At 38.1% G+C, this 25,537-nt stretch carries 26 protein-coding genes; 19 read left to right on the forward strand and 7 right to left on the reverse strand.

The genetic code is table 11. From position 1 onward, the window contains the following. The first annotated feature begins 17 nt into the window (after positions 1 to 17). The 7 genes from PI85_RS01815 to PI85_RS01845 all read left to right on the forward strand — a co-directional run bounded on the left by PI85_RS01815 (position 18) and on the right by PI85_RS01845 (position 6,359). Positions 18 to 608 carry a phosphate propanoyltransferase gene (locus PI85_RS01815; protein WP_036124865.1) on the forward strand — a complete coding sequence of 197 codons (591 nt, stop codon included), beginning with the start codon at positions 18 to 20 and terminating at the stop codon, positions 606 to 608. A 12-nt stretch (positions 609 to 620) separates the two neighbouring features. After that, positions 621 to 1,490, forward strand: coding sequence for a phosphate propanoyltransferase (locus PI85_RS01820; RefSeq protein ID WP_036124867.1), 870 nt, complete (start codon positions 621 to 623; stop codon positions 1,488 to 1,490). Positions 1,491 to 1,526: 36 nt separating this feature from the next. Next, positions 1,527 to 1,811, forward strand: a complete 285-nt coding sequence (locus tag PI85_RS01825; RefSeq protein WP_008176433.1) for a EutN/CcmL family microcompartment protein — start codon at positions 1,527 to 1,529, stop codon at positions 1,809 to 1,811. Next, positions 1,804 to 2,166: a BMC domain-containing protein gene (locus tag PI85_RS01830; protein ID WP_036124869.1), complete on the forward strand. Its 363-nt coding sequence runs from the start codon at positions 1,804 to 1,806 to the stop codon at positions 2,164 to 2,166. The genes PI85_RS01825 and PI85_RS01830 overlap by 8 nt, the downstream gene beginning before the upstream one ends. Then, a complete protein-coding gene (gene mdh / locus PI85_RS01835; protein ID WP_036124870.1) occupies positions 2,166 to 3,113 on the forward strand; it encodes a malate dehydrogenase in 948 nt (315 codons plus the stop codon). The genes PI85_RS01830 and mdh overlap by 1 nt, the downstream gene beginning before the upstream one ends. A gap of 581 nt (positions 3,114 to 3,694) precedes the next feature. Further along, the gene (locus PI85_RS01840; protein WP_036124872.1) at positions 3,695 to 4,789 is read left to right on the forward strand and encodes an AraC family transcriptional regulator; all 1,095 of its coding nucleotides are present in this window, start codon (positions 3,695 to 3,697) and stop codon (positions 4,787 to 4,789) included. Positions 4,790 to 4,862: 73 nt separating this feature from the next. After that, positions 4,863 to 6,359: a carboxypeptidase M32 gene (locus PI85_RS01845; protein WP_036124874.1), complete on the forward strand. Its 1,497-nt coding sequence runs from the start codon at positions 4,863 to 4,865 to the stop codon at positions 6,357 to 6,359. A gap of 48 nt (positions 6,360 to 6,407) precedes the next feature. On the opposite strand, the gene PI85_RS01850 is transcribed toward PI85_RS01845, so the two are convergent. From PI85_RS01850 to PI85_RS01860, 4 genes are all read right to left on the reverse strand, one after another. Further along, positions 6,408 to 8,069 (reverse strand): b(o/a)3-type cytochrome-c oxidase subunit 1, encoded by a 1,662-nt coding sequence (locus tag PI85_RS01850; RefSeq protein ID WP_036124876.1) that lies wholly within the window; start codon positions 8,067 to 8,069, stop codon positions 6,408 to 6,410. After that, complete coding sequence (locus PI85_RS01855; RefSeq protein WP_008176413.1) at positions 8,056 to 8,547, reverse strand: cytochrome b5; 492 nt, start codon at positions 8,545 to 8,547, stop codon at positions 8,056 to 8,058. Before PI85_RS01855 ends, PI85_RS01850 begins: the two co-directional genes overlap by 14 nt. Before the next feature lie 24 nt (positions 8,548 to 8,571). After that, positions 8,572 to 8,694 (reverse strand): hypothetical protein, encoded by a 123-nt coding sequence (locus PI85_RS24995; RefSeq protein WP_009370491.1) that lies wholly within the window; start codon positions 8,692 to 8,694, stop codon positions 8,572 to 8,574. Positions 8,695 to 9,018: 324 nt separating this feature from the next. Then, the gene (locus PI85_RS01860) at positions 9,019 to 9,480 is read right to left on the reverse strand and encodes a chemotaxis protein CheX (RefSeq protein WP_036124878.1); all 462 of its coding nucleotides are present in this window, start codon (positions 9,478 to 9,480) and stop codon (positions 9,019 to 9,021) included. Positions 9,481 to 9,995: 515 nt separating this feature from the next. On the opposite strand from PI85_RS01860, the gene PI85_RS01865 reads away from it, so the two are divergent. The 11 genes from PI85_RS01865 to PI85_RS01915 all read left to right on the forward strand — a co-directional run bounded on the left by PI85_RS01865 (position 9,996) and on the right by PI85_RS01915 (position 22,003). Next, positions 9,996 to 11,009, forward strand: a complete 1,014-nt coding sequence (locus tag PI85_RS01865) for an ABC transporter ATP-binding protein (protein ID WP_191967758.1) — start codon at positions 9,996 to 9,998, stop codon at positions 11,007 to 11,009. Then, entirely contained in the window at positions 10,984 to 11,961 is a 978-nt protein-coding gene (locus PI85_RS01870) for an ABC transporter ATP-binding protein (protein WP_036124880.1), read from the forward strand. The genes PI85_RS01865 and PI85_RS01870 overlap by 26 nt, the downstream gene beginning before the upstream one ends. Further along, complete coding sequence (locus PI85_RS01875) at positions 11,958 to 12,749, forward strand: IclR family transcriptional regulator (protein WP_036124882.1); 792 nt, start codon at positions 11,958 to 11,960, stop codon at positions 12,747 to 12,749. Before PI85_RS01870 ends, PI85_RS01875 begins: the two co-directional genes overlap by 4 nt. 30 nt (positions 12,750 to 12,779) lie before the next feature. Next, positions 12,780 to 14,360, forward strand: a complete 1,581-nt coding sequence (locus PI85_RS01880) for an ABC transporter substrate-binding protein (protein ID WP_036124884.1) — start codon at positions 12,780 to 12,782, stop codon at positions 14,358 to 14,360. Between the two features lie 66 nt (positions 14,361 to 14,426). Next, positions 14,427 to 15,359 (forward strand): nickel ABC transporter permease, encoded by a 933-nt coding sequence (gene nikB, locus PI85_RS01885; protein ID WP_036124886.1) that lies wholly within the window; start codon positions 14,427 to 14,429, stop codon positions 15,357 to 15,359. Continuing rightward, positions 15,359 to 16,261 (forward strand): ABC transporter permease, encoded by a 903-nt coding sequence (locus PI85_RS01890; protein WP_052059823.1) that lies wholly within the window; start codon positions 15,359 to 15,361, stop codon positions 16,259 to 16,261. The genes nikB and PI85_RS01890 overlap by 1 nt, the downstream gene beginning before the upstream one ends. Positions 16,262 to 16,266: 5 nt before the next feature. Further along, a complete protein-coding gene (locus PI85_RS01895) occupies positions 16,267 to 19,095 on the forward strand; it encodes a M14 family metallopeptidase (RefSeq protein ID WP_200878338.1) in 2,829 nt (942 codons plus the stop codon). Between the two features lie 7 nt (positions 19,096 to 19,102). Further along, positions 19,103 to 19,717, forward strand: a complete 615-nt coding sequence (locus PI85_RS01900; protein WP_036124888.1) for a pyroglutamyl-peptidase I — start codon at positions 19,103 to 19,105, stop codon at positions 19,715 to 19,717. Further along, positions 19,701 to 20,396 (forward strand): 5-oxoprolinase subunit PxpB, encoded by a 696-nt coding sequence (gene pxpB, locus PI85_RS01905; RefSeq protein WP_036124890.1) that lies wholly within the window; start codon positions 19,701 to 19,703, stop codon positions 20,394 to 20,396. Before PI85_RS01900 ends, pxpB begins: the two co-directional genes overlap by 17 nt. A 3-nt stretch (positions 20,397 to 20,399) precedes the next feature. Next, positions 20,400 to 21,263 (forward strand): biotin-dependent carboxyltransferase family protein, encoded by an 864-nt coding sequence (locus PI85_RS01910; protein WP_036124892.1) that lies wholly within the window; start codon positions 20,400 to 20,402, stop codon positions 21,261 to 21,263. Continuing rightward, the gene (locus tag PI85_RS01915; protein WP_200886544.1) at positions 21,260 to 22,003 is read left to right on the forward strand and encodes a 5-oxoprolinase subunit PxpA; all 744 of its coding nucleotides are present in this window, start codon (positions 21,260 to 21,262) and stop codon (positions 22,001 to 22,003) included. The genes PI85_RS01910 and PI85_RS01915 overlap by 4 nt, the downstream gene beginning before the upstream one ends. A gap of 80 nt (positions 22,004 to 22,083) precedes the next feature. Here PI85_RS01915 and PI85_RS01920 read toward each other — a convergent pair whose 3' ends face one another. The 3 genes from PI85_RS01920 to PI85_RS01930 are packed head-to-tail and all read right to left on the reverse strand — an operon-like array spanning position 22,084 to position 24,278. Then, complete coding sequence (locus tag PI85_RS01920; protein ID WP_036124895.1) at positions 22,084 to 22,638, reverse strand: phosphatase PAP2 family protein; 555 nt, start codon at positions 22,636 to 22,638, stop codon at positions 22,084 to 22,086. Between the two features lie 7 nt (positions 22,639 to 22,645). Then, on the reverse strand, positions 22,646 to 23,611 hold the full coding sequence (locus tag PI85_RS01925; protein ID WP_036124897.1) for an LCP family protein: 966 nt from the start codon (positions 23,609 to 23,611) through the stop codon (positions 22,646 to 22,648). A gap of 16 nt (positions 23,612 to 23,627) precedes the next feature. Continuing rightward, positions 23,628 to 24,278, reverse strand: coding sequence for a DUF1232 domain-containing protein (locus PI85_RS01930; protein ID WP_036124899.1), 651 nt, complete (start codon positions 24,276 to 24,278; stop codon positions 23,628 to 23,630). Positions 24,279 to 24,623: 345 nt separating this feature from the next. Here PI85_RS01930 and PI85_RS01935 point away from each other — a divergent pair. Then, positions 24,624 to 25,537: cation:dicarboxylate symporter family transporter (locus PI85_RS01935; RefSeq protein ID WP_152607450.1), on the forward strand; the 914-nt coding region annotated here is incomplete at its 3' end.

The following is a 25,537-nucleotide window of genomic DNA, read 5'->3' on the forward strand; positions in this document are numbered from 1 at the left end:
ATATAGAGGTGGCTAACGTGACAACAGCAACAAAAACATTTCCAGTGGCCATTTCGGCTCGCCATATCCATCTAAGTGAAGCGGATTTACAAGCACTTTTTGGTCCACAAGCAACGCTAACAAAGGATTTTGACTTATCACAGCCTGGACAATTTGCAGCAAAGGAGCGTGTCTCCATTGAGGGGCCGAAAGGCGTTATCCATAATGTTCGAGTACTTGGTCCAGTAAGAGCAGCTACGCAAGTGGAAGTCAGCCGAACAGATGCGATGAAACTAGGGGTAACCCCTCCGCTGAGACAGTCAGGAGATATTGACCATTCAGCAGGCATCAAAATTAGTAGCCAACATCATGAATTGACTATTGAGCAAGGAGTCATTATTGCACAGGCACATATTCATATGACTGAGGAAGACGCGAAAGTATTGGAAGTTCAAAATAATGAATTGGTTTCTGTAGAAGTAATCAGTGACCGCCCAGTTACATTCCGTGGTGTAGTTGTACGCGTTTCCAATGATTTTAGTTTGGAAATGCACATTGATACGGATGAAGCAAACGCTGGTTTTATTGAACAACAAGCACAAGGAACTTTAATAAAAGTAACATCGTAAGGAGGAGGCAAGATGCAAGAAAATTTAGTGCAAAAAATTGTAGAAGAAGTTCTGCAGCAAATTTTAAAAAATCAATCTTCCCCTCCACATGACGGTAAAATTCCAATTGGTGTATCCGCCCGCCATGTCCACCTTGCACAAGCAGAAGTGGAACAGCTATTTGGTGAGAATTATCAGCTTACACCAAAGTTTGAGCTTTCCCAACCTGGGCAATTTGCTGCGGAGGAAACCGTAGTCATTGCTGGTCCAAAAGGATCAATTGAGCGTGTGCGTATACTGGGTCCAGCTCGTTCATTGTCACAAGTGGAAGTCAGCTGGACAGATGCCATGAAACTAGGGATAAAACCACCATTAAGAATTTCAGGTGATATACAAGGCTCTAGCCCTGTTACATTGATTGGTCCAAAGGGAAGTGTCGTGCTAAATGAAGGACTCATTATTGCACAAGCCCACATTCATATGTCCCCTGAAGACAGTGCGAAATTCAATGTAATGGATGGACAGTCTGTACAAATCAAGGTAGAAGGTATTCGCCCAATTATTTTATCGAATGTGGTTATCCGTGTATCAGAGCGTTATCGATTAGAGATGCATATTGATACAGATGAAGCCAATGCAGGTTTAATTCAGCAAGGAACAGTAGCAGAAATCGTTCAGCATCAAGTGAATGAGCAACCGATTCCAGTGAAAGAGCAGTCTCCAGTCGTAGCAAAGGTAGAAAAACCAGCTATATATCATTATGACAAAAAGCTACTTTCACAACTGGAAGTGTTAGAAATAGATGCGCAAGAAATTGTCGTGCCAAAGAAAACCATTGTAACGGCGTTAGCTTATGATAAGCTGCGAGAGTTAAATAAAACGTTAACGATCCGTTCTGAGTAGCAAATTAATCTGTGTAGCATAAAGAGGGTGAAGTTCATGCAAATGGGAAGAGTGATAGGCAGTGTATGGGCAACACGTAAGGAGGAAGGGTTGAATGGTTTAAAACTATTAATCATTCAACCAATTGACTCTAATCAACAGCCGATTCGCACTGAAATTGTAGCTGCTGATCGTATCGGTGCAGGGATTGGTGATGATGTCCTAATAACAAGTGGCGGTTCATCACGCTATATTATGAAAGAAAATCCGTTACCAATTGATGCAGTTGTTATAGGTATTATTGATTCTACTGAAGTGATGAGAGGTGAGGACAATGAGTAGCGCAATTGGCATGATTGAAACAAAAGGATTGGTAGGTTCTTATGAAGCGGCAGATGCGATGATTAAATCTTCTGACGTGACAATCGTCAAGCAGGAATTCGTAGATGGTGGCATTGTGACAGTGGTCGTGAAAGGTGACGTAGGTTCTGTACAAGCAGCAGTAGAAGCTGGAAAAGCGGCTGCTATGCGTGTTGGAGAATTATTAGGCGCTCACGTAATTCCAAGACCAGATGACGAGGTATTCCAAATGATTAATGGACCAGAAGCACCGAAGAAAAAGCCGGCTCCTACATCTACACGTGCTAAAAAAACAACCGAAGCAACACCAGCGACAGATAATCGAGGTGAGGCATAATGGCATTTCGTAAAAATAAAATCGCTGTGATTGGTGCCGGTCATACCGGATCTACATTGAGTTTATTTTTAGCACAAAAGGAACTAGGCGATGTCGTGCTTGTTGATATACCCGAAGCTGAGAACCCAACTAAAGGGAAGGCATTGGATTTATTACAGACAGGTCCAATAGAAAAGTTTAATGTATCTATAAAAGGGACGAGTAATTATGAGGATATTGCTGGTGCAGATATCGTAGTCATTACAGCAGGAATCCCTCGTAAGCCAGGCATGAGCCGTGATGATTTAGTGACCACGAATGCGAAAATTATTCAACAGGTTTCAAGACAAATAAAACACTATGCTCCAAATAGTATTGTCCTCGTGTTAAGTAATCCGGTTGATGCCATGACGTATGTATGTCACAAGGAAACAGGCTTTGCTAAAAATCGTATTATTGGTCAGTCTGGTGTGTTAGATACAGCTCGCTTCAACACGTTTGTTGCACAGGAGCTACAAATTGCACCTGAAGATGTCTCTGGCTTTGTGCTAGGTGGACATGGTGATGAAATGGTACCATTAATCCGTTATTCCTATGCAGGAGGTATTCCACTAGAAAAACTAATCCCCCAGGATAGACTCCAGCAAATCGTCGAACGTACACGTAAGGGTGGCGGTGAAATTGTCGGTTTATTAGGAAATGGTAGTGCGTATTATGCACCAGCTGCTGCATGCGCACAAATGGTCGAAATCATTATGAAAGATCAACGGAAAATTGTCCCTTCTATTGCCCTATTAGAAGGTGAATATGGGTACCAAAACCTGTTTCTAGGGGTACCAACAATTTTAGGCGGCAATGGTATCGAATCTGTAATCGAATTGCACCTAACAAATGAAGAACAAGCAGCGCTTCAGCATTCTGCGGAGGCTGTTAAACAAGTAATTGCCATTTGCCAAAACATAGAGTAAACAGACTCTACTTTCGATGAATAGAAAGAATCCCCATCTTTCTTTTGATTGAAAATGAATGGCAGCTCCTAAAAATGTTTGATTGGAAACCGAACATTACTCGACAGCTAGTGAAAATTCTCCTAAATATATACCTCTCTCTGATTAAGAGAGGACGAGCTGTAGCAAGCGCATCGTTTGCTACAGCTTTTTTATTTTGTAAAAAGTGCTTTTTATGCAAAAAGGTTAAAGGAAGTTGACTTTGCCCTAAGGGGAAAGTGTATAACGGATATAAGACATAGATAAAAGGGAGAAGGAATGGTGTGATAACAATTGGTGAATTTTCAAAAATTTGTGGTGTATCAACGAAGTGGGGGAAGATTTCTTTTCTTATGCTGCAGTTGGCGATGGCGGCAATATAATCTGTTGTATTCCTTCACTGAACACAGTAGTTGCTATATCTTCACTCTTTATGGTCAATGCTCCAGATAGATGGTCATTTATCAAGGAACATATTATTCCAACATTAGTGCAATAATATCACAACCTATATCATAACAAACCATATCACCTCTACTATAATCAAAGGGGGAGGGATGAGGATGAATAACATCATACAGGAGATGATAGATTGGATTGAAGATCATCTCTTAGAAGGCTTTTCATTAGAACATTTAGGGAAGGATATGGGCTATTCCCCGTATTATTGTTCGTTTAAATTCCATCAAATAACGGGGATCACCATTAAAAAATATGTTTCATTACGCAAGGTATATTTAGCCTCTGAAGCATTAAAAAAGTCGGAAGAAAAAATGATCGATATTGCCTTGCATTATGGCTTTTCAACACAGGAATCCTTTTCTAGAGCCTTTAAAAAGGTCTTTGGTATAAGCCCTCATGAATTCCGAAAGTCCCCACAACCTTTGCAAACATTTGTAAAAAAGAATTTAAAGGATGAAAGAGGATGGTTTACTATGGATATTTCTTCAAAACTAAAAATTGAAGCATTGCAAGAGAAAATACATGCGCAATATGATCAAGCGATATTGAATGTTTTAAATGGTCAAATGATGTACGAGGAGTTTTCGAAACAGCAATTAATGGGGAATAGTGATTATGTACCCTTTAATGAAGCCATGTGTACCAATCAAACAGCAAGCCCTATTTTTAGTGAAGAATTTAACAAAATTCGTGCTGCTGGACACCAAGTAACGGTCCAGGACTATGAGCGTATAACAGTGAATCCTTTGAGGTCATTGTGGACCAAAAACTATCAATGTATCGTTTTATGGTTTGGGGATGATATGTTTTGTCAAATGAACTTACTAACTGTACTTGCTTTTCTGGAGCAGCAAAAATACGAAGGCAAAGTTTATTTCCATATGGTACAGGAAGCGACCTATGATGTGGATGAAATTGAGATCGTGCTTGGAGTTTATTTAAAGATTTATCAGGACGTTTTGATCCGCCATCGTATCCCAGAGGCAACGCTTTTACCAGTAATGTATCAGGGCATTCAATTATATTTTGACTATTTAAAAGAAGAAAATGATATTTCTACTTATATTAAGAAACATGTTGATCAGTCACCACAGGAATTGTTAACACAATTATTTCGCCTCTTTCCTCAATATGGGCTCGGAGATACTCAGTATTTAAAAATAATAGATAAAGTGAAAAATGAAAAATCTGAGTAAAACTACTAAACGGCCCACAATATACAAAATTTTCGAAAATATGATAAACTTATAGCACAAGGAGGATGAAAGCATGACTGTTCAACAATTTACTGACTATGTTAAGAAGATGCAGCATTATGAGGAAGCACTCAATGTAATTTATTGGGATATGAGAACGGGAGCACCTAAAAAAGGGTTAGCACAACGTTCAGAGGTAATAGGTACATTATCAGCCTCCTTATTTGATATGCAAACGAGTGAAGAATTAGGTGAGCTACTATTAGCCTTAGAGGCACAAAAATCAGACCTTGATTATGTGACACTTCGTTTAGTGGAAGAAGTAAGAAAGAATTACGATCAAAATAAAAAAATTCCTGCTGAAGAGTATAAAGAATTTGTTATTCTACAATCGAAGGCGGAAACGGCATGGGAAGAAGCAAAGGAAAGCAATAATTTTGAACTATTCCTACCATTTTTAGAGGAAATCATTCAATGGCAAAAAAAATTCATTCAATATTGGGGCATTAAAAATGGATCTCCCTATAATACATTGCTCGATTTATATGAACCGGACATGACGACAGATGTATTAGACCAAGTATTTGGTGATTTACGAGAATCCATTGTGAAGCTTGTACAAAAAATTGCTGATTCATCGAATAAACCAGACACAAGCATGTTATTTAAGCATTTTCCACGTGAAGCTCAGCGTGAACTATCACTAGAGATGCTAGCTCAACTTGGTTACGACTTTGATGCTGGCCGTTTAGATGAAAGTGTGCATCCATTTATGATTGGTTTAAATTACGGAGATGCCCGTATTACTACTAAGTATGATGAAAGTGATTTCCGTTCGGCCATTTTTGGTACCATTCATGAGTGCGGTCACGCCATGTATGAGCAAAACATTGATGAAAAACTTGCAGGTTTGCCATTAGCCACGGGTACATCAATGGGGATTCATGAATCCCAATCATTATTTTATGAAAACTTTGTTGGCAGAAATGAAAAGTTCTGGGAGCATAACTATGAGCGTCTTCAACACTTCTCACCAGTTCAATTTGGTGATGTGGCATTAGCCGATTTTTTACGTGCCATCAATATGGTAGAACCATCTTTCATTCGCATTGAAGCGGACGAGTTAACGTATCCACTACATATCATGATTCGCTATGAGATTGAACGTGACTTGTTCAATGGAGAATTACAAGCGAAGGATCTCCCACAAGTATGGAATGATAAATATGAGGAATATTTAGGGATTCGTCCTGAGTCTGATGCTCAAGGTGTGCTACAAGATATGCATTGGTCAGGTGGTATGTTTGGTTACTTCCCATCTTATGCGTTAGGAATGATTTATGCAGCGCAATGGAAGCATGCGATGGATAAGGATATTCCTCATTTTGATGAGCTATTAGAAAAGGGTGAGCTGCTGCCAATTCGTGAGTGGTTAACAGAGAAAGTTCATCAATATGGAGCATTGAAAAAGCCATTCGAATTGCTACAGGAGGCGACAGGGGAAGGCTTAAATGCTAAATACTTAGCAGACTATTTACAAGATAAATATACAAAGCTATATCAGCTATAAAAAAACAAGCGATTTCTCTATAATGAGAAATCGCTTGTTTCTAAATGCTTACCACAATTGATAGCCTTTGGAGCCAGCTGGTGAATTCGAAATAATATCAAAGATTGGCACGGTGTAAGCGAATAAAATTAAGGCTACTAAAATGACAAGCCACACTTTAAAGTTTTCTAAAATAGCCGGTGTTGGACCACTAAGCTCATGTACATCCCCAATAGGGAACTCCTCTTCCCCCTTAGGCGCAAACCAAGCTAATTTCACAACGATATAAATAATGATTAGGATGGCGATAAAGAGAATCGTTCCGCCCACAGCCTGTGCAATTTGATAAGGAATCCAATCGTATGCCTGTGAAGCACCACCATATTCTGAGTAATCTGAACGACGAGGTGCACCGATAAGACCAGCAATATGCATAGCAGAAGACATAATTGTCATACCGACTGCCCATAAGATACCAGCGAAATTACTAAGATTGTTTAAAGCCTTTGTTAAAGTACGTCCTGTTAAATGTGGAATTAACCAGAAGGCCGCACCAAAGTATGTTAGAACAACAGCGGTTGCAATTGTTAAATGGAAATGCCCAGTCACCCAAATAGTGTTATGGATTAATTGGTTCATTTGATAGGAGGCATTGACAATACCGCCAGCACCACCAGGAATGAATGCCACCATACCGATAAATGGAACGAAGAAACGAGAATCTTTCCAAGGTAATTTTTTGAACCATCCGAACAGTCCTTTTCCACCTAATTCTCGACCACGTAATTCGAACATGGCAAACATCGAGAAGGCTGTCATTAAAGATGGAACGATTACAGCAAATGTTAAGACAACTTGAATGAACTTCCATGTACCATCAATACCAGGCTCTGTTAACTGATGGTGAATCCCAACAGGAATAGAGAAGAGTAAGAACAGCATAAACGAAAGTCTTGCTAAAGAATCGGAGAAAATTTTTCCGCCAATGACCTTTGGAATAATCACGTACCAAACCATATAAGCAGGTAATAGCCAGAAGTAAACAAGTGCATGACCGAAATACCAGAAAAGGGTACGAGATAAGGCAACATCGACACGTTCAATTAAACCTAATGACCATGGTAACAGTTGGATTAATACTGAAGCTGCCACACCAAGTGTTGCAACGAACCACATTAAATTATTTACAACTACCATAAATGATAATAATGGGCTAGGCTGACCGCTACCTTTATTTTCTTTGCGCCATTGAGCATAGCGTAAAATTTGACCTGCGCCACCAACCCAAGAACCAACTACGACTAGTGTAAGGCCTAAATAGAAAATCCAGTGCGCCTTTAGCGGTGCATAAAACGTATAAAGAACAGTTGCTTTATTCAATAAAACCATTGTTGCCGCAGCGGCTGTACCGATTGTCATTAACCAAAAGCCAATCCAACCAAGTCTGCGTTGACTATTAGTAAATGTACCAGAAGTACGACTGACACTGGCAATTTGGAAACCGTAAATAAAGAATGTAGTTAAAATAAGACCGAGTAATACTCCGTGTACGGTTAACACTTGGTAATAGCCAATGCCCGCTGGTAAAGTAAATTGACCAGAACGTACAAATACTTGTAATAAGCCTGCAAGACCACCTAATAGCAATGCGATAAATGCCACATATATATGCGCCATTGCTAGCTTTGCATCACGACGATCTACTTTTGTCATTGAATTAGTGTGACTCATTTGAATCCACCACCTTTAGCATAGAGTGCATCATCGTATGTCCTGTACCACAATATTCATTACATACGATTAAAAACTCGCCTACTTTGTTGACTACTGTTACATATTCTGAAATATAGCCAGGCTCAAGCATCATGTTGATATTCGTCCCTGCAACTTCAAAACCGTGCATGACATCCTCGCTTGTTGCAATAAATTTTACTTTCGCACCAAGTGGTACCTCAATTTGTGGAGGATTATAATTGAATGCAGAAGCTATTACGACTACCTCATAATCCCAATCTTTGCCCTCTACCTTATGGACCCCTGGATTATCAAAAGGTGCTGTCTCTTTCACTTTCTCGTAATCTAGTGTTTTTTTACCATTGTTCGGGTGAGAGCCTTGATGAAATGCTCCGATACCGAGAATGATTAGGAATGCGACTAAAGTAGCAACCCCGAACACAAGCCAATACTTTTCATACTTATGTATGTGCATATGTTTCTTTCCCTTCTTCGTAGATTAAAACCGTCCAATGAACAAATCAAAGCAGTACACCCAAAGTAAAATAATGATGATGCCTACTCCAAAAACTGCATAGAGTGAACCTTTTAAATTCTCATCTGACTTCTTTTTATTTGCCATTTTTTGCTCCTCCTACGCTTTTTATAGTTGGTGTTTCTTACAGTCATCATATATAAATTCAATGCAATTTGATGTGAAAAAAATCACACTTCTAAACAAATTATGTGAAGAAAGTGTGAAGAATTTAAAGGAGAAAAAAACAAGCTATCTCAAAAGTCATCGAGATAGCTTGTTTCATTGTTATATTTAGCTTTTTTTTAATAAAAACACTAGATGTTAAGGAAGTCTGATCAAAGTATCTAGGCAAATGGCAAATTTAAAAGATATATGCAGTATGCTCTTGCATATAATGTCTTATTTGGCATAGACTTTAAACTTAGCTTTCTACTCCGCTTCTTCCTCAATTGTTAATAGAACTGTTAGGTCACCGACGCTTGGGACAGAAACTGGGAGAGCAAATGCCTTCTCAAAGCCATATAATTTTGTATTGCCCACCATCACAGTTGGCGGAGTGATGTCAATTTCTAAGCTTTCTTGCCCAACAGCTGTACATAAATTTCCTGCAATCATGTTACCAAATTCCCCTGTAAAGGATTCTAGCATTTCTCCTTCAAGCGGCATACCGAACATCGTACTACCGATTCCACTGAACACTTCAGGAGAGGAGTCAATGATGACGCGACCCTTTAGATCTCCGATTAAACCAATTAATACACCCATTTGCTGCTGTTGAAAGGGTTCAGAAATAATACTAGGCGACTTTACTTCTATATCCATAGGTAGAATTGATTTTAAAGCGTGAATAGTCCCGTTTAAAATAGTTTGAAAGTACTTCGAATTACTCATCATTACCGCATCCTTTTTCCGACTTTTCTACATCTTACCATGTAAAAAGGGTAAGATGAAAGTATGTCTTGACGAATTAACAGGAAATTTATAATATATTAGTGAGAATGATTTTCAAATTCAATGAATTGGTCTGAAAGCCAAGAGAAAAACACTACATTTATATGAAAAGGAGCGGTCAGCAATGGCATTCGTATTGATTGGAACAGCTGTAGCCATCTATATTGGAGTAGGGAAATACGTCATGAAACAGGCGACTGCACATTTGAAATAAGAAATTATACAAGAAAAAATATTAAGCATGGTCCGAGCACTTGGGACCATGCTTTTTTTGCATTTTTCAAAAGGTAAGAAGATACTTGGCGGTTTACAAACAGTATTAATTGTTTTTCCGAAATAATTATAATAAATAGAATTTTTATTTTTTTCTGAAAACTATTGAAATAACCTATTAATCTCTGATAAGATTTTAAAAAATGGAATCGCGTTTCATATTATGGAACGGAGGGGGAAAAATGGGATTGAATATTTTAGAAGTAAAGGATTTGAAAATAGGTATTCAGCAAAGTAAAAAGGATATTTCCATTGTGAATGGGGTGTCATTTCAACTTGAAAAAGGGAAAACATTAGGGATTGTAGGGGAGTCTGGTTGTGGAAAGAGTATGACATCCTTATCTCTTATGGGTTTATTGCCTTCTGGGGTTGAATGGCAAAATGGAGAGATTTACATAGATCAAAAACAAATTCATAAAAAATTGAAGAAGGAATGGCGAAAGATTCGTGGGAAAAAAATTTCAATGATATTTCAGGAACCGATGAGCTCCCTTAATCCAGTGTATAAAGTAGGCTCCCAGATCATTGAAATGATTCATAGCCATGAAAAAATTTCAAAAAAAGAGGCACATGAGCGAGCGGTTGATATGCTTCGCCTTGTTGGTATTCCTCGTCCCGATAGAGTGGTTAATGAATATCCACACCAATTATCTGGTGGTATGAGACAACGGGTGATGATTGCCATGGCATTAGCTTGTGGACCAGAAATATTAATCGCAGACGAGCCTACTACTGCATTAGATGTAACTATTCAGGCGCAAATTCTAGAGCTAATGAAAGACATACAAGAAAAACTGGACATGTCCATTATTTTAATTACCCATGATCTTGGCGTTGTGGCTGAAATCTGTGAAAAAGTGATTGTCATGTATGCGGGTGAAATAGTTGAAGAAGCAAATGTGTTGGAATTATTTGATCATCCGCTCCATCCCTATACGAAAGGGTTACTAAACTCATTGCCGGATATTGAGACAGAGCAAGAGTATCTTCCGTCTATTGAGGGTGTGGTGCCATCACCATCCGATATGCCAGCAGGTTGTAGATTTTTCGATCGATGTGAATTTGCAACTGAAAAATGTAAAAAGAAACCAGAGTTATTTACTACGTCCATTGGTAGCACGGTTAGATGCTGGTTATATGAAGAGGATGATGTGGGAGGAGGAATTGTAAATGAGCAGTCCATTGTTAGAGGTTAAACACTTAAAAAAATATTTTCCAGTGAAAGGGTCACGTTCGGGAAATTTAAAAGCAGTAGATGATGTTTCATTTTTTGTCAACGAAGGTGAAGTTTTAGGAATAGTAGGGGAATCTGGTTGTGGAAAATCTACAATGGGCAAAACACTCATTCAACTTCTAACACCTACTGAGGGCGAAATTTTGCTGAACGGAGAAAATATAGCCACACTTAGTGCCAAAGAGGTCCGCCAAAAACGTCGTGATATGCAAATCATTTTTCAGGACCCTTTTTCTTCCCTTAATCCTCGTATGAAGGTTTTCAAAATAATTGAAGAACCTTTAGTGAATTTTGGAATCGGTACAAAGGAAGAAAGGAAACAACGTGTTTATGAAGTCGCCAAACAAGTGGGGCTTACAGAAAAGCAGCTAGATCGATTTCCACATGAATTTTCAGGCGGCCAAAGACAGCGCATTGGAATTGCGAGGGCACTAGTATCAAATCCGAAATTGATTGTTGCAGATGAACCGGTATCAGCGCTAGATGTTTCCATTCAGTCCCAAGTGCTTAATATAATGAAAGATTTAAAAAGGGATATGAATCTTACCTATATTTTTATATCCCATGATTTAAGTGTTGTGCATCATTTTTGCGATCGTATAGGGGTGATGTACTTAGGGAAGATAGTGGAATTAGCTGACAAACATGAATTGTTTAATAATCCGAAGCATCCCTACACGAAAGCATTACTTTCTGCATTACCGAAGTCTCATCCTTCAAAGGTTAAAGATCGAATTGTCCTTAGCGGAGATGTGCCAAATCCAGCAAATCCTCCATCTGGATGCACCTTCCATACGCGGTGTCCAAACTGTATGGAGATTTGTAAAGTAACACCCCCGAAATTGAAAAAAATTAGTGATCAACATGAAGTTTCTTGTTTACTTTATGAAGAACAAATGGAGCGATTAACATGAGCAAAACATTGGAAAAAGGGATCAATATTTTAACGTTATTTACGGAAGAAAAACCTTCTTGGCGGTTAGACGAACTAGCGATAGAAACCGACATTCCTAAACCGACCTTACATAGATTTCTAAAAACATTTACGGATTTAGGCGTATTAAAGCGGCCATATGTTCAAAGTGGTGGACAGGTAGTTTTAAGTGATCATTATTTACTGGGGAATAAACTAATTGAATTAGGGGCAATAGCTGCTAATTCCATAGAGATTCGTTCGTTAGCCATTCCGTATATGAAAATGTTACAACAGAAATTTGATTTGGCTGTTCAATTAGTAGTATTGGATGAAACAGACGGCCTTTATATAGAAAAAATAGAAAGTCTAAAACCGGTTCTATTATATACAAGAGTCGGAAGAAGAGCACCACTATACGCAGGCGCTTGCTCACGTATTCTTTTATCTTTTCAATGTGAAGAGAAAATTAACGAGGTCCTTCATAAGCCTCGAAAAAAATATGCGAGCGGAACCCCTCATACGGATAATGAAATTCATGAACTAATTGAATTTGGTAAGACAAATGGCTATGCCTACAGCGTGTCGGAACTAGAAGAAGGAACTGTATCAATAGCGGTGCCAATTTTTAATAGTGATCGAAAAGTAGAGTACTCCATTAGTATTGCTGGTATAGAATCACTACTACCACAAGAAAAAATAAATTTGTTTTTAGAGGGACTGTGGGAAACTGCTGCGTTAATTTCGGCTGAACTAGGTTATTCGATGCCATATCCTTATGGCGTATAAATAGCACAAATATAAAAGGGGATGAACATAATGAAGAAGCAAAAATGGCTAGCGCTATTACTAGTTTGCATGATGATTATTTTGTCAGCATGTAGTGGCGGTACATCAACAAAAGAGGATAGTAAAAATAGTAGCAAATCTTCTGGAGAAAATGCTGCACTCACAAGGGGTAATGAATTAGTTGTCCGTGTGGCAGGAGATCCTCAAAACTGGGACCCGATTGATACGTTTTTACTGTCTTGGAGTACAGTAGCAACATCAGTATTTGAAGGGTTAGTTAGTCGTTCTTTAGATTTAGAAATTCAACCTGGATTAGCGGAATCTTGGGAATATAAAGATGACAAAACAATTGTCTTTCAATTACGCCAAGGCGTTACCTTCCATAATGGTGAACCATTTAATGCGGAGGCCGTCAAATTTACTTTTGATCGTCTGCTAGGTGATGAAGGTCAAAAAGGTCCTCAATATTCAAATTACACTTCCATTGAAAGTGTGGAAGTAACGGGTGAATATGAAGTAACGATGCACTTAAATTCTATAGATCCAGTATTACTTACAAAACTATCAGGATATGGTGCTGTAATCGTACCACCTAAATATATTCAAGAACAGGGAGCAGAGAATTTTGATATGAAACCTGTTGGTACAGGTCCGTTTAAAATGACAGATTATCAACGAGATAAACAAGTGGTAATTGAACGTAATGAAGGTTATTGGAATAAAGATGCTATTAAACTAGATAAAGTTACATTTAAAGTAATTCCAGAAACTGCAACAGCACTTGCAGAATTACAAACAGGCAATATTGATATTATGACACGTTTGGAAGTTTCCCAAGCTGCAACAGCAGAAGGAACTGACTTTATTGAATTAATGGAAGTGTCTACACCTACAGCTTATTCAATTCGTTTTGATACGGCGCAAAAGCCAGTTGATGATGTACGTGTTCGTCAAGCTATTAACTATGCTATCGATAAAGAAACGATTGTAAAAGAAATTTTAGGTGGCTATGGGAATCTGATAAGCTCATTCCAAAGTGATTTATCATTTGGCTATAATAACGATTTAGAGCCATATCCATATGATCCTGAAAAGGCAAAAGAATTACTGGCTGAAGCGAAAGTTCCTGAAGGTACTACATTAGATTTCTTTATTCCAGGTACAGATGGAACATTTAAAGAGATTGCACAAGCAGTAGCGTTTTACTTAGAGGAAGTTGGAATTAAAGTATCTATTAATAGTGTGGAAAATACGACCTTCCAATCAGAGCTAATTCCTCAAGGAAAAGCTGGCCATATGTATAAAAATGGTTGGGGCGGCTGGACGCTAGACTTTGATAATACCGCCTATTTAATGTATCACGAGGGGGAATTCTGGAACCCATCCTATAAAAATGACAAAGTAGAACAATTATTAGCAGCAGAGCGTGCCACTATTGATAATGACGAAAGACAAAAGGTCTTTAAAGAGCTTACAGAAGTATTATATGAAGATGCAACTGAAGTCAACTTATATTCTGAAGTTGAAATATACGCAGTGAATAAACGAATAAAAGGCTTCCAACCACCACATGATGGCCGCTTTAATTTTGCAGGTGTCACTGTCGAGTAAGTAAAAAATTATGAGATAGTATGCTAGCATACTATCTCTTTCATTTCACATTAGGAGGATGGAATTATGCTTTCCTATATTCTACGACGTTTGTCGCATACCGTGCTGGTGATCATTGCGGTTTCATTAATTATATTTTTCTCCATTCGTTTGACAGGTGACCCCGTAAGTATCATGTTTGGGGCTGGTGAACCTTCACAGCAGGCAGTAGAAGAACTGACAGCCAAACTTGGTTTAGATAAACCTGTTTGGGAGCAATACTTCATATTTATGAAGGATTTAGTGACACTTGATTTTGGTACGTCCTATCGCTCCAATAGCCCTGTTTTAGAGATGTTACTCGAACGAGCGTGGCCGACAATTGCACTTGCTTTAGGTGGAATGGCAGTGGCTTTGTTAATAGCTGTTCCGCTAGGTATTCTATCCGCTATTTATAAAGGAAAATCCATTGATGTGTTTAGTCGTATTTTTTCTTTGTTAGGTATTTCCTTCCCTAATTTTTGGTTGGCGTTCATGCTAATATTAATTTTTGCTGTTCAACTAAAATGGCTGCCAGTATCCGGATTTGATGGGTTTAGCTCATTAGTTTTGCCATCCGTTGCCTTAGGGCTCATCCTATCTGGTATTTTAGTTCGATTAATTCGTACGTCTATGCTGGAAGTACTTAAAATGCAATACGTCACAACTGCACGTGCGAAAGGAATAAGAGAATGGCTAGTGATCATTAAACATGCTTTCCGCAACGCCTTATTGCCAACTGTAACATTTGTTGGTTTACAGTTTGGGGGGCTATTAGGAGGTGCGGTTATTGTTGAGCAAGTCTTTTCTTGGCCCGGGATTGGAAGGTTAATTGTTGATTCTATTAATCAACGAGACTATCCAGTGGTCCAGGGAGGAATCATCCTTTTAGCACTGATTATGATTTTAGTCAATCTAATCGTTGATTTATGCTACTCATTAATTAACCCAAAAATAAGAACTGGAAGAGGTGAGCAATAATGACTCAAATAATGGAAACAGAAGCAATCGAAATGAAAAAAGCCAATAAACTAGTAACCGTTCTTAAATTCGTGAAGAATAATCCAACGGGCATAATTGGCTTATTATTGGTTGTCACTACGATACTATGTGCTATATTTGCACCATATATTGCTCCCTATGATCCGGGGGCGGCTAGCTTAGGACATCGGCTTGACCTACCCAAATGGCTAGATGATACTGGTAAATCCCAATACTTACTCGGAGGAGATCAGGTTGGGCGTGATTTGCTAAGTAGAATTATTTACGGAGCTCGTATATCTCTATTAGTTGGGATTTGTGGCGTAATCATTTCTTTAGTGCTTGGTACATTTCTAGGAATAATTTCAGGTTACTTTGGGAAATGGATGGATGATTTAATTATGCGGCTAGCCGAAGTTCAAATGGGGTTACCGTTTATTTTACTAGCCATCGTCATTATGAGTGTTTTTGGAACAGGTATTGAAAAAATTATTATTATCCTAGGACTTACATATTGGGTTAGTTTTGCGAGATTAATTCGAGGAGAGATTTTGGCTTTAAAGGAACAAGAGTATATCCAAGCAGCAAAGGCAATTGGTGGAACACATTTCAAAATAATCATGAAGCATATACTTCCTAATGTTGCCTCCTCCATTTTAGTGTTAGCAACGATGTGTATTGCAGAGTTTATTTTATTGGAGGCATCTTTAACATTTTTAGGGTTAGGTGTGGAGCCTACAGTACCTTCGTGGGGAGGAATGTTAGCGGATAGTCGAAATTATATGACCTCAGCTTGGTGGATATCTGTTTTCCCTGGGGTGGCCATTATGTTAACTGTGTTAGGCTTTAATTTATTGGGAGATTGGTTGCGAGATCGCTTAGATCCAAATATGAAAGTTTAGGTGATATGATGAACTCTATATTTTTTTCTAGTTTATTTCAAAAGAACGAAACGAACAAAAAACCTTCTTTATTTATAGATTTACCTAAAGATTTAGCTCCATTAGGATTAATTGATTTTTGCTTACGCTTAGGCTTTGAATCAAATGAAGTAGACTTTGATTTATTTCAGCCAGCCAATCAGTCCTATACAATGAAGTTTTTACAGCATACTAGTACATTTATTTCACAAGATGACTCTACATGGATCATTTATTATGAGAGTGAATCAGCACTTTCTACATGGTTAAGTGCAATAGCCAGTGAAGGAATGGTCGACACCCAAACGGACAGCCCTTTAACGTATTACGAAAATTTAAGTCATCTTTGGTCAGCCTATGGCACGGGTGAAAAGGATGAGGCACATCCCCAGCAACATGTAAGTGTGAAAATGGATATACAAGAAGAATTAAAGACAAATGCTCTATTAAAAGAGACTTGCTATCTAGCATTGCGTTTAGGCCTATATGCCACATCCATTTCATTACCAGCTATAACATCAGAAGAGCGACATATAACCATTTCATTCAAGCACGAAAACGAAAGTTATATGGAATTGACCGCCAAAAACGCCATTCAAATCTGTGGTACGAAAGACAGCCTACCGACGGTTATCCATTCCATTGCAACTGCAAAGCATGTGTCTGAGGGAGGACTGCTTGGAGTTTGGGAGTTAAACGAAAAACAAGTGAATGAAGCGGCTATTTTAATGGAAGAACAATGGAGCGATGAATCTGAGGCTTCATACATGATAAAAGCGATAGAAGAAGAGCAAGATAGAGCGTTAGAGGCTGAAATTTATATGACGGCCACCAAAATAAATCGTGATCAATTTAAGCTAGATTTAAATGAAAAATTTTCAAATTTGACAACCATTAAAGTTCGCTCTGCCTTTAAAACAGGGTTATACTGGATATTAGAGGAAGTACTTCCATCTGTCGAGGGGCGCTTTGAAAATGTAAAAATAGTTTGTAAGGATGGGGTAAGTGTAAACGGCTTAGAGCAACATAATCGCTGGATTATGGAGCTATACCCTGTGGATGAAATGATTGAAATGCAGTATGGCATACCAAAAGAGCATGTGCAATTTGAGCTTTCCAGCACGCAACAACATGTGTATAGAGTATTTGTAGATGATCAATTAATAGCTGAGCTCGATCCACTTATTAGTGAGGTGGATTATGTTGATGGTCAGAAAAAGGCCTATCCAACTACCGCTGGGTATAGATTATTCAGCAAGACAGAGCGAGTGCAGGAGAACATCATATTTTCTGATCGTGAACGTTTCTATAAATACTATATGAAGGAATTATTGCCACGAATGGTGAAAGAGTTAAAAATTGATCCCCATAACGTTGATCAAGCTCAGCTATTTCCATTATTCGATCGAATTGAAATTGACTTTACTTCTTCTGGAATCGAAGAAGAAATAGGCGTCCAGCAAGAAGCGAACTCATCGTTTGAGGCGTTATACGAGGATTTATACTTTAATACTTTAGACTATTTTCAAGAGCTTGGTCGCCAGTTAGTTAATCAGCCTTACAAAGCGCCAGGTGGTGTTATTCCTTATATTCATATAGAACAAGATTTGTATAAGCCTATTAAAAGTGCCATAAAGGTTTACCAGTGGAATGACAAACCGATGACGGAACCCGTTACAAAACGAATTTTGTTTAATCAAGAAGGACAGTTTGACACTGTAGAAATGTCTATCGGTAATGAACTGAAGGTCACTAAGGCAAAAACCTTTTTAAAACACAACATGAAAAATATAATTCCATTAGTAGAGCGTTTTAAACAATACGCAGAGGTCAAATTGAATTATGGAGATATATCTTATAAAGGTACTGTCATTCCATTTTTAGAAGTGACGGAACCTATTACGAGTGAATATTATTCAGGGCTAAAAAAATCAGATGAAAAACATACGATTGTTTTTGAAGCTGGTCATCATCCAAATGAGGTATCTAGCACTCCAGCAATTTTGGCGCTAATGGAAGATATTATTTGTCAGCATCCAGACATATTAAAAAAAATGAATGTCATTATTATCCCTTTAGCGAACCCTGATGGCTATGAAATTATGGAATGTTTGACAAAGGAGCATCCGAAGTGGAAGCATCATGCTGCAAGATTTAATGCGGTGGGATTAGAATTTGCCCATGTGAAATTCCGAAAAAGTGTGTTCGGTGAGGCAAATGTATTACCACTTATCTTAAAAAAATGGGCTCCAGATATTGTTATTGATGACCATGGAATACCTGCTCGTGAGTGGGTTCAACCGTTCGCAGGTTACGCATGCCCACCTATTTTCCCAGTTTCTTATACGCTTCCAAGTGCCAAAATTTATGGAATTGGTCGTTATGCAGATGATGATACGAAGGAAATTCAGGCTAAAAATCTGGACCTAGTAGCGGAAAGAGTTAATAGGATGTTTGATGGATCTACGTTTGCTGAAGAAAATGCGTATTGGCGCAATCGATACTATAAATATGGAACAAAGTGGGACCCAGATAAATATCCGATTGAAGAAATGGGGAATATTAACTTTTATCGTAGTATGGAAGTAACACCTACGTATTCATCGGTTAGTATTTTACGTTATCCACAGTGGGTCGCTTTAGATATCATTTCGGAAGTTGCAGATGAAATCGTTTATGGTGAGGAATTACTATCGTGTATGGCAGCCCATCAATTATTTAATCAGGCAATTTTAGAAGCTGCACTAGCTACTCCAGTAAATAAACAAAAACAATCTGGACGCTACATAAAAAAACGTCCGATAGAAATTAGGTGACTAACACATGACAAACATATTATTAACGGGGTTTGAGCCATTTCTTGATTATAAGCTTAATCCAACTATGCAAATTGTAGAAAACTTAAATGGTGAAAAAATAGAAGACTATCATATTATAGGAAGAATTTTATCTGTAGATTTTCAACAATCTGCCGAGCAGCTAAAGCAATATATAGAGGAAATAGAACCGCAAATCATTATTTCTTTAGGGCTCGCTGGAGGTCGTTATAAACTAACGCCTGAGCGAATAGCTATTAATGTGAAAGATGGGGAGCCCGATAATAACGGCTACACACCTGTTGATGAGAGCATTCAAGAGAAGGGGGCAGATGCTTATCTGACGAATTTACCAATTCGCCAAATGGTTAATCGCTTACAAGCAGAGGGCTATCCCGCTGAAATCTCTAATACAGCAGGTACTTACTTATGTAATAACATTATGTATGAGGGGCTTGTGTATGCGCAACAACATGAAGGGGTACGTGCTGGCTTTATTCATATACCTGCTTCCTTTGAATTAGCCATTCAACATGGCAAAATCCCAGGCTGGCATATTCGTGATTTAATCGCTGCTGTGAAGCTTTGCATTGAGGAGACAATACGTGCAGGTAATCATTGAATTTCCTCATTCAATGTGGATTAGCAAGAATACGATTCGCTTTTCCTTTAAGGAAGAAATATCCCACCCAAACTTTTATGCAGTACAAGCATTTAATCGATTTCTGAAGAAACAACTACGACATCATCTTGTCGAGTGCGTTGCAAGCTATCATACAGTTACAGCTTATGTGAAACAACGAATAGATGTAGACCTTTTAAGAAGGCAATGGCTGGACAATCAAGCATCCACAGCCATTGATGACAGAACGAATAGACTATTAAAAATCCCAGTTTGCTATGATGAAGAATTTGCCTTAGATAGGCGACGAGTGATGGACTATACGGGCCTATCATTTGAGGACATAAAAATGATACACCTGTCCAAAAGCTATTATGTTTATTTAATTGGCTTTTTGCCAGGTTTTCCATACCTTGGAGAACTTGATTCTAAATTATTTGTACCTCGCTTAGAGAAGCCGAGAGCATCGGTGTCTGCAAGTTCTGTTGGGGTTGGTGGTGGACAAACAGGAATCTATCCTGTCGATTCACCTGGTGGCTGGAATATTATCGGAAAGACGCCATTTGAGCTTTTTAATATCAATGGTAAAGAGCCATTTCTATTTGAACTTGGTGATGAAGTTCAGTTTTATGAAATAACTAAGCAACAATATTGGGAAATGAAAAGCAAGGGAGTGTAGCGATTGAAGCCACTTCTGCTCATAACAAAACAAGGGGTTTATGGTAGCTTACAAGATAAGGGAAGGTTTGGCTATCGGGCATTTGGTATTCCGTTATCTGGACCAATGGATTATGTTTCATTTCAAGCGGCTCAGCTGATTTTACAAAATCATCATAACCAAACTTCTTTCGAAATGTTCATGGGTGGTTTTGAATTTGAGGCAATGGCTGATGGGGTCTATGTTTTAACCGGCGGTCATGGGGTATGCATGATCAATGATGCAGCCATTGAAATGTGGAAAACATTCCACTTAACAAAGGGTGATAAGTTAACGATTAAGAGTGTGAGTCAAGGCTCTATCATTTACTTGACACCGCTGGGAGGGTTTATTTCAACATTGCAGCTTGGCAGTACTTCATACCTCTCTCAGGGGAATCTAGGTACGGTCCATGCAAAAGGAAGTATTTTATATGGACAAATAGCCTCGCCGTTAAAATATAATAGAGGTCTTTATGCTCCGTATCGTCCGACTTTTGACAATACGATTACTGTTAGAATTTTTAAGGGTCCTCATTTTTATTTATTTACGGGAGAGAGTCAGCAACAATTTTTGCAAAATCCTTTCCAGTTTAGCGGTGGTAATCGAATGGGCTATTATTTAAAAGGCCCTGTTTTACAGCTAAAAGAAATGAAGGAAATTCTATCTGAAGCGACACAGTTTGGCTCAATCCAAGTGCCTCAAAATGGGAATCCCATCATCTTAATGGCCGATGCTCAAACAGTAGGCGGCTACCCTATTATGGCCACTGTACATGAAGATGATTTACATAAAGTAGCCCAAATGCGTATGTTTAGCACAATACATTTTGCACTGGAGGAAATGTGAGACGAATGGATATTAATTGTGATCTAGGAGAAAGCTATGAAGCATTTTTGACGGGAAGAGATGAAGAGATACTAGATTATGTGACATCAATCAATATTGCATGTGGCTACCATGCGGGTGATCATTCTATTATGCACCAAACAGTTCGGAATGCAATTCGCAAAAATGTTCTTATTGGTGCACACCCTGGGTATCCTGATCGTGAAGGATTCGGACGAAGGGATATGGCGTTTAGCCCAGCAGAAATTTACGATATGATTGTCTATCAGGTAGGGGCACTGCAAGCGTATGTCCATATCGAAAAAGGGACAGTACATCATGTCAAGCCACACGGAGCACTGTATAATCAAAGTGCAAATGATAGGGAGAAAGCTTCAGCCATTGTTCATGCGGTATATGATCTCCATCCTCAGCTTATTTTATATTGTTTAGCGGGTAGCCAAATGGCAGAAATCGCAAAAGATAAGGGTCTTCAAGTATATGAGGAGGTTTTTTCTGATCGCCGTTATCACTCTAATGGCACATTAGTGAGTAGACAGGAACCGAATGCCTTAATACAAACTGAAGAAGAAATGCTAGAGCATGTCAAAGGTATTCTAACGGCAAATGAAGTATTGTCTATAGAGTCTCAAAAAGTAAAAGTAGCGGCGCACACCTTATGTATTCATGGAGATGGTCCACATGCCTTGGACTTTGCTAAAAAGATTGCTGCTCTTAGGAGGCAACTACATCAACAATAAAGTAGATGGCTTCAGCATAACGGTTTGTAACACAAAAAAGTTCGCATAAAGGGCGAACTTTTTTGATTGGAAGAGCATTCTTATTTTACATACATTTTTCTGTGTTTCTTGGTGTCTTCCATAAGACCAATTAGCCACATCACTATGTAAGTTACCCCTAATCCAATGCAAGCACCTGCTAACACATCTAGAGGGTAGTGTACACCGATAAAAATTCTCGAAAACGCCATGAAGCAGGCCATCAAGATGAGGACAGCTCCAATTTTTCTTCGTTTCCAAAACAAAGCAAATGCTAAGGCAAATGCACCTGCCGCATGATTACTTGGAAATGATGGGTCTAGATTTGATTTTTCAAGTAATAATATTACGCTATGATTGACGAATGGACGTGGTCGAAAATACACCATCTCTATTAGTTTATCGATACCAAGTGTAAGAATAGCAATCGATACGGCGTATAAGACTATTTTTCTATTTTCATGCTGATTTTGAGCGTTTGAAAACCATAGCCATACCAATATTAATCCAAATAGGATAGGGCCATATTTTGAAAATAAGAGGACAAGTTGATCAAAAATCGGGTTTTGTCCTGCTAACTGGTTAAGTAATTTAAAAAGCTGATAATCTATCGTCATATTTTCTTTAAGAGGAAACTCCTTCTAGTTTAGACACTTGCACATCCTCCTCGGAGGATAAAAACTTTTCTAATTCATGTTTATTTTTTTCTAAATCAATATCTAGAACTGCGCCCACATTTACATGTTTGTTTTCAAAAGAACTGGCAACAGGAATCCGTAAAGTATCTACCCCATTAGAGTGTCCATTCATTAAATCTTTTCCAATTGCAAGTATTGTTTTTTTGTCAACATTCGTATCGATGTATGCCTCTGCAACACCTAATATTTTTGGTAAATTCATGAAGCTTTGAAAGCTAATTTGATCTTTAACCTTTGTCATAATTTCCTGCTGGCGTTCCACTCGTCCGAAATCACTTAAACGATCGTGACGGAATCGTACATAAGCTAATAACTGATCACCATGTAAAGTTTGTTCTCCAGGAAATAATGTCATGCCAATGCCATATGACATTTCATAAGGGATGTCCACATCAATCCCATTGGGTGCAAGAAGATCAACAATTTTAGGGAATCCTTCAAAATCAACGATTGCATAGTAATTTACATCAATATCAAAGTTTTGCTTAATGGTCTTCCTAACAAGCTCTGGACCTCCAAAAGCAAATGCAGCGTTTATTTTATTCTTTCCGTAATCTGGGATGTCAACATACGTATCTCTCATAATGGAAACGATTTTTACTTGATTCGTCGTTTGATTGTAGTGTCCAATCATTAAGGCATCCGATCTACCTTCATCGCCTCTAGTATCACTACCTATCAAAAGGACATTAATCTCACCAAATTGTAGGTCTGCACCTTGAAAGGGCTCAAAAGTTTCTTCAGCCTCAGCTCCATTTTTACTGTCGTCTTCTGCCATGGCCAACCCACTATTGTACTGATAAAACCAATAAACAACCCCTATTACAATCATCGATGCGAATATGACACATGAATTTTTTAGCCATTTACGGCTTGTTTTACTACTTTCCATAAATTAATGAATCCACCTATCCGTTATTTTTCAACAAAGATTTTCCGGTAAGTTGTACAGCTATTGCATCATCCAAATATCCAATAGGAAATACATAATCCGGAATTACATCTACAGGAATAATAAAATATAGTAATGTACTGCCGATTATTGTTAATTCAAATAGTGTACCTTTATTTGTTGTAAATTTTTCATATAACTCTTTTAACTTATTTATAAATGGACCAACACTACCTACTTTTTGAATCTTTTCAGTAAAATTCGTATGAATGGTATGTTTGCCTTCCTCCGTTTGAGAAAATAGCCCATAATCATCTAATTTTTTTTCAACATCCTGCACTGAAAACTGGTTGTCGTATACATTTGATGCCTTAAGAAAGTTTTGTATAGCATCAACAGAGGTATGAATATCTGATTGTGACTCTTCTTGTTTTTGTTCCATAGGATATCCCGCTGCTTCAAATAGCTGAATAAAAGGAACACCAAGACATTCAGCGAATTTTTCTACATGTTGAGGGGTAGCTTTTCGTTTATGATTAATAATCCGTGAAATCGTAGCCGTATCGATTCCTGTTAGTTCACTAAACTTTCGCATAGATAATGAACGTTCTTTCAATAGATCTTTCAACAATAAACCTAGAGTCGTATTTTCTTTCATTTCTGTCATATTCGATTCTCCCTTCCGTATTAAAAATAACTGTTGAAGAGAAGTGTATAATGATGTTGACAAATTGTCAACACTCGTCGATGATAATGCTGCCAAATAGAAGTAATAACGGTAGCATACTTGCATTTGATTAGTTGTAGGCCTATTAGCGTTTGGAATGTTTTCAAATTACGGTGATTGCTTGATAAATAAATGTAGAATGCACTTAATTGTAAGAAGCGAACAAGATTTATATTCAGACTTTTCTAAAAAAACAAAAGTTTTTTCATCGGATTTTGTCGGATTCTATAAGGATCTCTTATTATTAGGCAAGCCCTAAAAAATAATATGAGGAGGTACGAAGGATTGAAAAAGAAATTTAAAATTAGTTTAGCCAGTCAAATATTAATCGGTTTGATTTTAGGGATTATTGTTGGTGGTATTTTTTATGGCAACCCCAAAATTGAAACCTACTTACAACCATTAGGGGATATTTTCCTGCATTTAATTAAGATGATTGTTGTGCCGATTATAATTTCGACGTTAATCGTAGGTGTTGCTGGTACTGGAGACATGAAACAGCTTGGACGATTAGGCGGGAAATCCATTATTTATTTTGAAATTATTACAACAGTAGCTATCGTAGTTGGATTACTTTCTGCTAATATTTTCCAGCCTGGCGCAGGTTTAAACATGAACGAGCTATCTCAAGGAGATATTTCGAAATACGTGTCAACTACAGAAGAAGTACAGCATGAAGGACCGTTTGATATTATTGTAGGCATTGTACCGACCAATATCATTCAGTCAATGGGTGAAGGCGATATGCTTGCGATCATATTCTTTGCTGTTATTTTTGGTTTAGGTGTTGCGGCCATTGGTGATCGAGGCAAACCAGTTTTAGACTTCTTCCAAGGGGTTGCAGATGCGATGTTCTGGGTAACTAACCTTGTGATGAAATTTGCGCCACTTGGGGTATTTGGTTTAATTGGTGTAACCGTTTCCAAATATGGATTTGCCTCTTTAATACCTTTAGCTAAGCTGGCTATCCTTGTTTACGCTACAATGCTATTCTTTATATTTGTTATTCTTGCACTTGTTGCAAAATTCGTAGGTGTCAATATATTATTTTTAATTAAAGTACTGAAAGATGAGCTCATTTTAGCATTCTCAACAGCAAGTTCTGAAGCTGTATTACCACGTATTATGTTAAAAATGGAGAAATTAGGCGCTCCGAAGGATATTGTATCCTTTGTTATTCCAACCGGTTACTCCTTTAA

It is taken from the genome of Lysinibacillus sp. A1, from assembly GCF_000801965.1.
GTDB lineage: Bacteria > Bacillota > Bacilli > Bacillales_A > Planococcaceae > Lysinibacillus > Lysinibacillus fusiformis.